The sequence below is a fragment of the Rhodonellum psychrophilum GCM71 = DSM 17998 genome, assembly GCF_000381545.1.
Lineage (GTDB): Bacteria > Bacteroidota > Bacteroidia > Cytophagales > Cyclobacteriaceae > Rhodonellum > Rhodonellum psychrophilum.
The window spans coordinates 1-13,160 of the sequence record NZ_KB906700.1 but is presented as its reverse complement, the minus strand read 5'-3'; the positions used below and the strand labels follow the sequence as shown (position 1 = coordinate 13,160).

Annotated in this window: 9 protein-coding genes and 1 pseudogene; 4 read left to right on the top strand and 6 right to left on the bottom strand. The window is 44.2% G+C overall.

Going from position 1 to position 13,160, the window contains the following annotated elements:
- Positions 1–10: 10 nt before the first annotated feature.
- Genes F824_RS0124010 through F824_RS0123995 form a run of 4 tightly spaced genes read right to left on the bottom strand, consistent with a single transcriptional unit; the run spans position 11 to position 6,312 of the window.
- On the bottom strand, positions 11–1,645 hold the full coding sequence (locus F824_RS0124010) for a hypothetical protein (protein ID WP_019600492.1): 1,635 nt from the start codon (positions 1,643–1,645) through the stop codon (positions 11–13).
- A gap of 43 nt (positions 1,646–1,688) precedes the next feature.
- On the bottom strand, positions 1,689–2,846 hold the full coding sequence (locus F824_RS0124005) for a DUF4249 domain-containing protein (protein WP_019600491.1): 1,158 nt from the start codon (positions 2,844–2,846) through the stop codon (positions 1,689–1,691).
- Positions 2,846–5,605: a TonB-dependent receptor gene (locus F824_RS0124000; RefSeq protein ID WP_019600490.1), complete on the bottom strand. Its 2,760-nt coding sequence runs from the start codon at positions 5,603–5,605 to the stop codon at positions 2,846–2,848. The genes F824_RS0124005 and F824_RS0124000 overlap by 1 nt, the downstream gene beginning before the upstream one ends.
- The gene (locus F824_RS0123995) at positions 5,602–6,312 is read right to left on the bottom strand and encodes a hypothetical protein (protein ID WP_033405679.1); all 711 of its coding nucleotides are present in this window, start codon (positions 6,310–6,312) and stop codon (positions 5,602–5,604) included. Before F824_RS0123995 ends, F824_RS0124000 begins: the two co-directional genes overlap by 4 nt.
- Positions 6,313–6,542: 230 nt before the next feature.
- Between F824_RS0123995 and F824_RS0123990 the strand changes: the two genes are divergently transcribed.
- Complete coding sequence (locus F824_RS0123990) at positions 6,543–7,460, top strand: sugar phosphate isomerase/epimerase family protein (protein WP_031327224.1); 918 nt, start codon at positions 6,543–6,545, stop codon at positions 7,458–7,460.
- Between the two features lie 81 nt (positions 7,461–7,541).
- Here the strand turns inward: F824_RS0123990 and F824_RS0123985 are convergent, their stop codons facing one another.
- Positions 7,542–8,966: an SLC13 family permease gene (locus F824_RS0123985; protein ID WP_019600487.1), complete on the bottom strand. Its 1,425-nt coding sequence runs from the start codon at positions 8,964–8,966 to the stop codon at positions 7,542–7,544.
- 728 nt (positions 8,967–9,694) lie between these two features.
- Between F824_RS0123985 and F824_RS27785 the strand changes: the two genes are divergently transcribed.
- The 3 genes from F824_RS27785 (at position 9,695) to F824_RS0123955 (ending at position 12,591) form a co-directional block, all read left to right on the top strand.
- Positions 9,695–9,865: a hypothetical protein gene (locus tag F824_RS27785; RefSeq protein ID WP_019600484.1), complete on the top strand. Its 171-nt coding sequence runs from the start codon at positions 9,695–9,697 to the stop codon at positions 9,863–9,865.
- Position 9,866: 1 nt separating this feature from the next.
- Positions 9,867–10,214, top strand: coding sequence for a hypothetical protein (locus F824_RS0123965; RefSeq protein ID WP_019600483.1), 348 nt, complete (start codon positions 9,867–9,869; stop codon positions 10,212–10,214).
- Positions 10,215–10,935: 721 nt separating this feature from the next.
- Positions 10,936–12,591 (top strand): sulfatase family protein, encoded by a 1,656-nt coding sequence (locus tag F824_RS0123955; protein WP_051107590.1) that lies wholly within the window; start codon positions 10,936–10,938, stop codon positions 12,589–12,591.
- A 245-nt stretch (positions 12,592–12,836) separates the two neighbouring features.
- Here the strand turns inward: F824_RS0123955 and F824_RS0123950 are convergent.
- Positions 12,837–13,160, bottom strand: a pseudogene (locus F824_RS0123950) (IS110 family transposase); the annotation flags it as partial.

The window sequence follows — 13,160 nt, the reverse complement described above, 5'->3', positions numbered from 1 at the left end:
AAAAACCTAGTCAATTTCTTACTTCAAATCCATCCCGAAACATCTTGAAATCACCCTTTTCATCATAAAAGCTGATGGTGATTTCAAATTCCCCTTGAATTTCTGAGGTGAAAATCTGGTCAAAGTCAGCAGTGGAAATGATCTCTGATTTCCAAAACAAAGCATTCCTGAAATCCGGGAAATTGCTTTGGTCTCTTTTGGCATTGAAATGTGGAGATTGAAGCGCTTTTTTTGGCTGAATCAGGGGGTAGTTCAAATACAAAGCAGTGGCAGGAAGCTCATATCCCCCAAAATCATTTTCATAAGAGGTGAAACTCAGCACTCCGGCAAATCTATCGGCATTGAGAAAAAATTCCCTGGAAAGCACTTCCAGTTTTTGGATTTTTTCCGGGTTGAATGTGGCCATTACATCGCTGTCAAACACCGGCATGGCATCGATCAGCATCAATGGGTTTTGTTCAAAAACACTACTGATTGGGGAGTTCAGTAATTTGAAGACTGTTTTTTTGGACTGGCTTCTTACGGCCACCTCCGGTACATATTCCCGCAACACGGTTTCCAACTTGTCAAATCTGGTATAATCATCCAGCAAATACGTTTTATCCGCTACGAATCCCGTGACAATTGACTGAAAATCAGTTGATTTTGGCTGATAGAAATAGGGGGAGACTTTCCCCGCAGCGATCAGGTCCAGTAAAAAAGGCCTGTCTTTTTCTTCCAAGATGAGTTCTGGGAAAACAAAGTCCTCTTTGAATTTCAAAGTGCAAAAAGGGGATTGTATGGAGAAATTCAACTGTTGCTCCCATTTGGAGGATTGGATGATAAAGTAATCATATTGCTTCAACGCTCCCAAATCAAAGAAAAGATCACCGTTGGGCTTGGGTTTGGCGGTGTTCAAAACGGATTGGCTGCCATGGGAAGAGAGAAAAAATGTCTCCGTGGTGTCTATTTCGGCAACGAGGTTTTTGCCGAAGACCACATGGCCGAATGGCTCCGGGATCCATTTTTTATCCCCTTGTTGCGCCTGGTAAATCTCCCTATTAAACCTCCCCTTAAAATCATCCAGCAGAAAAGGATTCTTTATTGAGACGGAAATCGTCATGTTTTCCCCTTCCATTCCCCCGAGATCAGGTGTCAACATGGATCGTTTTTTGGCATTACTTTCGGAGATCAGGTTTTCTTGGAGGCTTGCTTTTTTTGGTGAATAATGGAGCAATCCACTGGTCTTATTTGTGCCGGTTTTTGGTGGGTTCTTGGGGTTGATGACGGTGATAAACTGATTGTCAATTCCTTCATTTCCCATCATTGGGCTGATGCGGGTATAAAATCGCAAGATATAATGGTCGGAAACAAGGTTACCCGGGATTTCTAAACTTCCTTCTGCTTTTCCATTTTCCAAGGTAAAAATAGATTGTTGAACGCCCTTTCCTTCCCGATTGACCAATTCTCCATAGACGATTCTGGAATGGCATTCCCCGGAGGAAGTTGCCACCCGAAGGTCAAACCAAATCGATTCCCCCGTGATGGCGATGGTTTTGTTCAGGTGCACATACACCTTTTCTTCTTGGATCTCCTGGGCAAAAAGTGGGAAAGCCTGGATCAGCAGAATGAAAAAAGAAATGTGTTTCAGTAGTGAAGAAATCATTTTGGATTTGGTCTTAAATCGTTTTTTTCAATAAAATCGGCATTCAATCTTCCCAAAAGACAGGTTTTACATTGTAGCCTCTCAATGTGCAATCGGTACATGCTGTGGATGCAGCCTTGTAACCTATGGTGGTGGTGCCTGCAATTTCCGGAACGGCTGGAATAAACACACCAGAACCAAATTTGAATTCGTAATTTGCCATAAAGGTAGGTGTTGTTTCTACCTGACAGAACTCGTATTCCGGAATGAAAACCGGCCAGGGAAATACATCCGCGACATTGATGTACAACCTTTTTTCGCTGGATTGTCCCATGCTGACAAATCCGATGACATTTTCTGCTGCATTGGATATATTCTTGAAATTGCCTCCTATAAGTGATGGCAATGGACTGAAGATGCCTCCGATATCGTCTGAGTTTTTCCTTTGAATTTCCCAAAAATCAAAAGCTTCTTTCGAGATGGCCTTTTGGCGCACATTGATGCTGTAGCGCTGCATCAATTTTTCGGAGAGGTTGGGAATCTTGACAATCGGTTTCTGAAAGATGAAATTGCCTGAATACCTTCCCGCATTCTCCAAGACGATCTTGGGGAATAGATTGTCGGTCCAGCAAAGGCTGATGGATTGTTCTGGTTTTCGGAAGTCTACTTCTTTTGTTTCCGGATTGTAGATGTAGATGGTTTGGATGCGTGGTCTGAAAATCCAATGTTCGGCATATTCCCACAAAAAATATTCGGAGGTCGACGTCCCTTTCGTGCTGAGAAGGATTTCAACCCCTTCCTCATTCTTCCTGAAGTTTATCTCTTCAATCTCCGGACTGACGATTGGCATGAGCTCCTCGGAAGTATATTGTTGGTTGTTTTTCAGGACAATCTTCAGCTTATATTTTTTTTGGGTATCAAAAAAACCTGTATGCGTGTACACACCCAATGCCGTTTCATTAAAATCCCATTGGGTTCCCGAATCCGATTCAAGCGATACTTGTGCTCCGGATTCCATAAGTTGGTCGGTGGCATTGCTGATGGGCGTAGTCCGGCTAAGGAGGATTTTTGATTCGGCCCTATTCGTTTCCACGAATCCCTCCACGACCAATTGAGAAATATCCGTTTCCGCAAATTCAGGCTCAAAAGGGTCTTTGCATCCGCCAAAAAAAAGGACCATGAGCAAAAGGAAAAATGAGATTTGACAGTTATGGTTCGGCATCAGAAGCGGAAATTATAGGTCACAAATGGAATCGGTTGGGCAAATATCGACAGTTGGTAGCCTTTCAATACCCCGTTGACGGGTGTGAAGAAAACCGAATAGGGATTTTTTCGGCCCAAAACATTGTAAACGCCAAGTGACCAAGAGGAGTGTGCCAGTTTTCGGACTTTATGGTTGCCCTCTAGGTTCATGGAAAGGTCTACCCGGAAATAATCGGGAATCCTATAGGCATTTCTATCCGAGAAGAAGACTCTTTCTGAGCCGCCGTAGACGAATTTGGCCACGGGAAGCGTGACGGGTCTCCCGGTCGAATAGTTGGCATTGACAGCGGCACCGACTCTTTTGCTCAATTCATAATTGCCGACAAGGACGATATTATGGGGCTGGTCAAAATTGCTGGGATAATATTCTCCTCCGTTGATTTTTTCTGCTGTTTCATCTCCCGCTGTTCGCAGAAGAGATCGTGAATAGGTGTAACTGATCCAGCCATTGAGTTTACCGCTGTTTTTCTTGAGCATCATCTCCGCACCATAAGCCCTTCCGTCGGTTCTCAGGATGTCCTGTTCGATGTCATTGTTCAGGACCAAGGAAGCACCCGAGCGATAGTCGATCAGGTTTTTCATCGACCGATGATAGACTTCGAGCGAAAACTCATAAGTGTTGGCTTTCAAATTCCGGTAGTATCCCAATGAAATCTGATCTCCCCATTGCGGCCTGATGTTGGGGTCACTGAGTTTCCAAGTATCGGTTGGGGAAATGGAAGAGGAATTGGTCAGCAAATGGATATGCTGCCTCATGGTGTTGTATCCGGCTTTGATCGAGGAGAATTTATCCAGATTGTACCTTCCCGAAATCCTAAATTCAGGGCCGTGATAGGTGTTCATGATTTCACCTTTGTCGTAGGATTTTTCTCCGATGACGGTGGACTCAGAAATGGCTTGTCCAGGTTGGTAGGTTTTAAGCGTATTTGGTCCAAGGGAATTGTAGATGACGTAGCGCAAACCATAGTTGACGGAGATGCGGTCGTTGATCTCGAAGTCATCGCCGAAATAAAGGGCCGTTTCCAAAGCTTGCTCTGAGTTTACCTTCTCCTGGTTGACGATGGATGCAGAACCGAAAGGATCGATATAACCAGGTCTTAGGCCATAGCGAATGCTGCTGAATCCAAAATTCAGGGTATGCTTGAGGTCTTTTTCGAACACAAAATCTGCCCTTAGATGATCCTGCTGGATGTCAAATCCAAAATCATAGGCGTTCAGTGGATTGTCTCTCCCTTCTATTCCGAATTTGTACCGGTCCTGTCCGATGACAAACTCACCTTCCAGTCGCTCACTGAAATAATGCGTCCAGCTAAGGTTGACGTTTTGGTTTTGATAGCCGAATAAAGTGTCCTGGTCAAAACGGAAATTGTCCTTGCTCATGTAGCTGTTCAACCGGATGATGTTTTTGTCATTGAGTCGGTGCTCCATGTTGAAATTCAAATCGTAGAAAGAAGCCCTTCCTTCCCGGAAATCCGTTTTCTCCTCCAAAAGATCAAAAAGCCAGTTGGAATACGTGGACCTTCCCCCGATGATGAAGGTCGTCTTGTCCCCGATAGGCCCCTCAAGCGTCAGTCTGCCAGTCATCAGGCCAATGCCTCCGCTTGCTTTCAGTTTTTCTTTGCTTCCGTATTTGGCATTTACATTGAGCACGGAGGAAAGTCTTCCCCCATATTTGACGGGTACACCCGCTTTGTAAAGGTCCACACTTTCGATCATGTCGGGATTGAAAGCCGAGAAAAGCCCAAAGAGGTGGGCGGGGTTATAAATCGTCGTGTTGTTGTACAAGATCAGATTTTGGTCGGCTGCTCCACCGCGGACATTGAATCCCACACTGGCTTCTCCGACCGTGTTGACGCCGGGCAGCGTGAGCAACCCCTTCAGAATGTCCACTTCACCCAATACTGCCGGGAGTTTCCGCATGGTATTCATGCTTAGGGATTGCACACCCATTTCCGGTCTGGAAACATTTGTCAATTTCTCGGAACTGACGACCACTTCGGAAAGTGAGATGATGTTTTCCTCGATGGCCATATCCAAACTCCCATCTCCTTGGAGATTGATTTGACGCTGCTCCACGAATCCACCCAGGTTCTGGACAAAAAGGGTATGCCGGCCTTTGGGAAGGGTGAAACTGTATAGTCCTTGTTCGTTGGCAATGGCCCTGGAATAATTTATTTTTTCAAAGACTACTGCACCAGAAACCGGATTCCCCGTTTCCAGACCCGTGATTTTTCCTGTCAGGGTTGCGGTAGTCGCGGAATTGCTCTTTTCCGGGCTGCCGATGACATAGAGTTTGTTTCGGGTAAAAGCCCTTTTCAATTCATCATTGCCTTGAAGGCTGTCAGTTTGTTCTCCTTTTTCACCAATCTGAAAAAAATCCTTGCCCAAGGAGAAATCCAATCTTGAGCCCTTTGTGATAAAAACCCTTTTTTTGCCATCGATTACAAATTTCAAATCGCTGTTCTCAAAAACCACTTCAAGGATTTGGGAAAGCGTATTGTCTTTGGCATTGATATTTACCAGTATGTTTTCGACTTCAGACAGGTCAAAATAAAAGCGGTAGGCAGTGGAGGATTCAATTTGGTGGGCAAAACGATCGAAATTTATCCCGGGATAGAATCCGGAAAATTTTTCACCCTCTGGAGATTCAACCTGCCCAAAAGCGGGACCCAAAAGCAGCATCCATCCCAACAAAACCAGCAGTAAGTTTTTTATCATGGAAGGAGATCTTGTTTGTTGTACAATTGGGTCAAAAAAGTAAGGTAGGCTGCGGGGTTTTCCCTAAAAATCAATTGTTTTTCACGAAGTTGTTTTCGGATGATCTTCTTGTCAAGTTCCAAAAAATCAAAGGCTTGTTTGGGTTTGCTGATGCGTTTTATTTCTTTGTTTTTTTGGAGGAAATAATCCGATTTTTCATAAAAAACCGAGGTGTAGGTACTCAATTCCCTTTTTGGCTTGGTCAGCTTGTAGTGTTTTTGGAGCAAGTTGACTTTGCCGACATCCAGGATTTCGTAGATGCCTTTTCGGTGGTGCAGGTAGCCAGGATTTTCGGGGACGATAACGAAGGTGTGCTTGCCCGTGATTTCTATTTCAAAGGCATTGATTTTATCGGGGCGAATCAGTATTTTTTGTTTGTGAATGGGTTGAAAAGTGATCAACTCATCCGTGAAGATGTTGTAAGAAAGTGGGACTTTCTGGTAGCGGAGGCCATTGATGGTGAGCGAGCTTGTTTCAAGGTTTCTGCTTATGAAATAGGGATGCCCTTCAATTTCCTTCGGGGGATCCAAATAATAACCACCACTGATAATGTCCTGAAACAGGGGGATATTTTTTTGATAAAGGTCCTGGAAAGTCAAGTTGGTCTGGCTCAAGGCGGCAAAACAAAAAGTCAGGTGGAATGAAATTAGAAAAAATACAGCTTTCATGGGTTTGTTTTGGGGAAAAGCAATTTCGGAAAACAATATATTAATTAATTGTCGATGGGGTAGTAAAGAAGGGGTGATTTTATACCAATGGCGGATTATGCATTGATTCTCATTGTATGTTTGTGTTTTAAAGGACATGAAATAAATCCAAAGGAGCGGATAAATCTTCCCGTTTTCTTTGGGAAATAGATGGGAGTTTGGGCTTTTGGGGATTTTAAACAAAGAACGATATGCTGAGCAGACGTAATATGATCAAGACCATGGGATTGGGCGCAGGAGCGCTGATGACCACCCAACTTCAGGGACAAACCCCTCCAAAGGCGAGTCAATTCAGTTTCTGCTTGAATACCAGTACCATCAGTGGGCAGAAACCAGGATTGAAAGCCTATTTGGATATCGCCGCCAAGGCAGGATATGATGGGGTGGAGCTTTGGATAAGGGACATTCAAGAGTATTTGGAGGCTGGCAATACGGTTTCCGGATTGAAGAAGTATATCCAAGACAGTGGGTTGAAATTTGAAAATGCCATCGGTTTTGCTCCCTGGATGGTAGATGATGAAACTCAGCGAAATGCAGGTTTTTTACAGATGCGGGAGGAAATGGAAATGCTGGCTGCTTTGGGTTGCAAGCGGGTGGCGGCCCCTGCAGCCGGTGTCAAAGCCAATCTGGATTTGTTTGCGGCGGGGGAAAGATACAAAGCCCTTTTGGACTTGGGCAGAAGCACGGGTGTGATGCCGCAGTTGGAGTTTTGGGGAGCCTTCCCATTTTTTCACCATTTGGGCCAAGTGCTGATGGTTGCCGCGGTGGCCAATGATCCGGATGCCAGGATATTGCCCGATGTTTACCATCTTTTTAGGGGCAATTCAGGTTTTGAAGGATTGAAAATGTTGGATGGAAGCCTGATCGAGGTTTTTCACATGAATGATTTTGTGGGGGATATTCCAAGGGAGCAGCAGCAGGACAAGGACCGTGTCTATCCTGGAGACGGGGCTGCGCCCATGCAGGAAATTCTTACAACGCTCAAAAACATGGGCGGAAACAAAGTCCTTTCTTTGGAACTGTTTAACCCGAATTATTGGAAAGAGGATCCTTTGCAGGTGGCCAAGACAGGATTGGCAAAAATGAAAGCAGCGGTGGATTCGGTCTGAAGCTTTGCTTTTTTGGCTTATGTTTCGTGCATTGGTCGATAGGGAAGGATCCATTCGGGTCTTTCCAAAGAGGACAATCCCCTACCTGACAAATAGCAGTGCCCAGATCATCACAGAGGCAAATGCCAAGGCTGGTCCGAGAAAAATCATAAGAATGCCCCCGCTCCTAAAGGTCTTTTGTTCAATCATTCCCGTGGAAAAAGCGATGGCATTGGAAGGTGTGGACACGGGAAGCAAAAGGGCACTGGAGCAACTTAAGGCCACTATCAAAGGAACTGCAAAACCATAGAGACCAGGCAAGGCCAATCCCAGTGGTACCAAGATGGCCGCCGCCGCTGTATTGCTCATGACATTTGAGATCAATACCGCGATGATGCTGAAGACAATGGCCACCCCCACAAGCGGTATGGGCAAAGCGCTGATTTTTTCCATGATGATATCTGTCAATCCCACGTCCACCATTGCGATTCCCAGTGCAAGACCGCCCGCTACCAGCATCAAAGTGTCCCAAGGCAATCGCCGGACATCTTCGGATTTGATGATTTGAAATAGCGTAAGCAGCACAATCGGGATCGCGGAGGTAGCCGCGATGGGGATGCCATGCAAGGGTTCTGTGAGCCACATGCCCACGGTGATGATGAGCGTGAAAATCACAGCGTTTCGCTCAAATGGTTTTCTGTCCTTGGGATAGGAAACCAGATCCGATATATCCAACACAATCTTGTTGAGATCAGATTTTTTGGTAAGAAACAACCAAAAAAGATACACGGCAAGCATGCCCGTAGGCAAGCCAAAGGCCATCCATTCCAAGAAGGTGATGTTCAATCCCTTTTCATGAAGAGCACCCACCGCGATTGCATTTGGGGTGCTTCCGATGATGGTGCCCATACCTCCCAAGGTGGCGGCAGCGGGAATGCCCACAAGCAAAGCCTTAGTGAATGGAGAGTGTTTTCCCAACATTTTGGTCAGTGGGAGGATCGAGGAAATCATCATGGCCGTGGTGGCGGTATTGGACATCACCATGCTGGCCACGGCGGTGGTGAACATCAGTCCCAACAATAATTTTTCGGGACTGTTACCAAATCGCTTGACCGTAAAGCGAAAAAGCGATTTGTCCAAGGAGACTTTGCCCATGGCTTCGGCCAGAAAGAACCCTCCCAAGAGCAACCAGATGACATTGCTGGTCCAAGTGCCTAGGTACATTTCCACGGGAGTTTTTTGACCTTCCAGAATAAAATCTGTCCCAAAACCAAAAAGTAATCCCGCGATGACGAAGATGCCTACGGCAAAGGGAGGAATGGCTTCCGTCACCCAAAGCCCAATGGCCAAGACACTCAGGAAAAACACATAATTGACATCGTCCGCATAGCCCAATTTCCGGAAAAAGTAGCCAATCAACAATGCCAGGAGAAAGTTGCCCGTGAAAGTGGAAGTGTTGAAAATCCACCCCAAGCGGAGTTTTCTATAGAGCCTTATTGCGGTTTGTCGGGAGTCATTGTGAGTCATGTGGAAAAGTATTCATTGTGTGTTGATTTTCAATTCGTGAAAATACGAAAATTTGCGTTATCACCTTGAAATTCCGGGGGTTTTGGAATGCCATTTTGAAGGGGTAAGGTTAGCCGTTGGCTTATATTTCCTTTGTTTTGAGGCAAAAGGAAGCGCAAAAAAAGCGTTCAATCCCGTTCAGCAAGTGGGGAATGATTGGGTCATATATCCATTTTCAACCCATGTCATCCCTTTATTCTCCCAAAACCAAAAGTCGATAAATATTGAACCCCTGTTGTGTATCGCCATTTGTATTCCATATTGAAGTTTGTTGATCATCGGTCAGTTGTTTGCTCTTTTGACTTTGTCAAATCGGCGCTGGGTCTTATTCTCCCAATAGCCTGATTTTCCTGTCGTTTCAATATCCTTTAGGAGATCCAATGCGCATTTCCATCTAACTTAATCAAGTCAGATGCTTTACGTTACTTTTTCGATGTCTTAGAATTCGGGTTGAAAAAGAATTGAAATTTTTCTTGTTTGGTCACCGGGTTTTCAAAATAATCCCCTGTACCGATTGCAAAAACAGCCCTCAAGCAGCATATTATTTCCCCGAAAAAAACTTTATGGGGTTGTATGGGTTTATCAAAATACAAGTCCTGATCAACAAGCTTTAGGAAAGTTTAGAAGATTGGGTAATTCCTTTACAAGTATCCATTGGAAAATACCAATGTCTCCTCACAACAAAATTCATGAAGAAATTTAAAAAATCCGAAATCGTTATCATGATATTGGTGGTCGTGTTGATCGGGATATCAGAATATTATTTTGTAATCGCAAAGGAACCCCTTAAGGCGATTTTTATAGGTCTATGGTGCCCGACCATTTTGGGTTTTTTGATTTTATTCAACATGAAGAAATAATATGGAGAATCTGGATATATTCATATTGACCTTGGTGGTCGTGGTGGCTTTCGTGATATTTATTATTTCTACGGTCAAAGAATTGAGCCAAATGAAGCATGAACCCTACCAAACTGAAAAAGAATCCGGTTACAGTAGGGCAGCTTTGTTCAAGGTGTTGGGGGCCCTTTTTGAGGACGATAAAATCCCTAAAAAACATAGGGTGAAGTTTAAAAATACCCTACAAAGCACGATGTCCGACATGGAATCGAATGGAGTTTATTTTGATGGAGAAGGGAAAAAATTCCAGAAAGAGGATAGGGTCAAAAAAAAGAAGAAGAGGGAAGACAAGGCAAACAGAAAAGCCTAATAACGGTTATGAAAAACGAAAGGATAAGGTAAATGTTTTTCCTTTTCTTTTCGATTCCACGCCCGCTTTTTAGCGCCCGTAACAGCAGCCTTTGTGCCAGCAGGGAATAAGTCCGAATATTTGAATTTGTTTTTCCTGTTCGTTCTGGAGTCACTCAGATCAATTTTTTTTAAAACGAGACATTATTTTTAATTCGTGTTAGGTTTTACTAATTATACCACATCTCAAAACACTTAATAATCAGTCTGTTGTTCACTATTTTTGCGTCCATCCTATCGGTATTTGGACTTATTCTCCAGATAGTCTGATTTTTCAGCAGTTTATAGACCATAAAGAAAGCCGTTGCCTATTTCGGGTTTACATGAGATTGATACAGCCAAACCACTTTTTCCAAGTGGAGGTCAAACCCAATCGACAACAAGAAGAAGATTTTCAATGGATTGGATTCTGAACTCCATTTGTCATGAATTTTTGTGTTGGTAAAAAAATCGTTGGATAATACAATCTAAAGTGATTTATTGAGCATTCATCACTCCCCGGGGAAGCAGATGGGGCATTTATTGTTCCATTAAGGTTTCCAAAGAGCAGGAGGATGCATGAAGCAACTCTTTCCTGATTTATGAAAACCAAGGGAGGGTATTTTTGAGCAAAAACCCATATAACCAAACCTAAATCCACCATGAGCCTGAAAACCACATTTTCCACTGCATTTCTCCTGTTGATGGGGATCGCGGTTTATGCACAGGACGGAGCCAATCCTGCCACAAAAGAGCGGCCCAACATCATCTTTATCATGTCGGATGACCATGCCTATCAGGCCATTTCGGCCTATGACAACAAACTGATTGAGACGCCCAATATTGACAGGATTGCCAAAATGGGCATGTTGTTTACCAATGCCAGCGTGACCAATTCCATCTGCGCACCGAGCCGGGCCACTATTTTGACCGGAAAGCACTCGCATCTCAACGGGAAAGTGGACAACCATTTTCATTTTGACACTACGAATATCACATTTCCCCAGATCATCCAGGAAGCAGGATATCAGACGGCCATGTTCGGAAAGCTCCATTTTGGCAACAGCCCAAAAGGTTTTGACCAGTTCAAAATCCTTCCCGGGCAAGGAGCCTATTACAATCCGGATTTTATCACCAAATATGATGGGAACATCACCGTGGAGGGATATGTGACGGATATCGTGACGGACATGACATTGGACTGGCTTCAAAATGAGCGGAAGGAAGAGCAACCTTTTATGCTGATGTATTTGCATAAAGCGCCTCACAGATCATGGTTGATGGCCGAAAGGCATTTGGATGAATTTACCAACAGGACTTTCGCCGAGCCGGCCACCCTATTCGACGATTATTCCGGAAGGGCGACTCCGGCGGGAGAGGCGGAAATGAACATCCTAGACCACATGTCCTGGGCCGGAGACCATAAAGTTTTTCCTGAGATCATGGATGAATTGGGGATTCCCGAGATTGGATTTGACAAGCAGCGCTATGCTTTTGAATATAGTCGGTTAAATGCATCCCAGAAAGAAAAATTTATGGATGCATATTCAAAAGTCAACGGAGAATTTAAGAAAGGCTACCCGACAATGACCGATGGGGACAAGATGAAATGGAAATACCAGCGCTACATGCAGGATTATTTGGGTACCATTCAGGCAGTCGACGAAAATGTGGGCAGGCTGCTCGATTATCTGGAAGCAAATGACCTGATGGACAACACCATCATTGTCTATACATCAGATCAGGGCTTTTATTTGGGTGAGCATGGTTGGTACGACAAGCGTTTTATTTATGATGAGTCTTTCAAGACACCCTTGTTGATCTCTTGGCCCGACAAAGTGAAGGCGGGAACACGTTCGGAGGAACTGGTCCAAAACCTGGATTTTGCCCAGACATTTTTGGAAGCTGCCGGAATTGAAGCTCCTGGGGATATGCAAGGGGAAAGCCTGATTCCGCTGCTGACCGATCAGGGAGAAAAATGGACCAGGGACGCCGTTTATTACCATTATTATGAATATCCCGCTGAGCACATGGTGAACCGACATTATGCCATTGTGACTAAGGAGTACAAGTTGATCCATTACTATTTTGTGGAAGACCAATGGGAGTTGATCGACCTCAAAAATGACCCAATGGAGATCAAAAACGAATACCAAAACCCTGCCTATGCCGCCATCACCGCCGATTTGCATTCCCGTTTGGACGCCATGAGGGACAAGTACAAAGACAATTCCCAGATCAGTCAGCGCTACATCGATGAATTTATGGAAGACGCCTTGAACGGGAAAGTTTTTGGGGTTTCCAAAGAGAAAGCGCAAGAAATCCAGGAAAGAAGAAAAAGGATAGAGGCGGGAAAATAAGGGGTAGAGGATGGTTTTTTAGGGTTTTGGATACAGATCAAAACGCCTCTCGAATCATTAGGAGCCATCAGTTAAATCCGTTTTTGCATTACGAGCTCAATGCAATAATGTAATTTACTGATAATAAATTGGGTGTTGAATATATTTGACTTCACCCTATTGGTGTCGGGAATTATTCTCCCAATAGTCTGATTTTCTTGTAGTTTCAACCCCCTTTTGGAACCTTTTTGCTTTTTCCATCTAACTTATGATAGGGCAGCATTTAACTCATCGGCTGACATATTCAGTGATAGCATCTTTTTTTTAATTGATGCTATCATTCGATCCTTCATTTCTTTTTGGTATTGGTCTAAATTACCGGGCTGGTATCTTTCTCCTTTTATAATCATGTTCCAGATAATTACTGCCAGCTTTCTGGCAGTTGCGGTAATGGCAGCTCCCCTTCCTTTGCGATAAGCCACTCGTTTGAAAAACCTTGTCAACACCCCATCTTTGGTTTTATCAATGGTGTTTGCAGCATTTCTTAAAGCCAGCGCCAACTTGTTACTCCCTTTTGGAGTCCGGCTTGA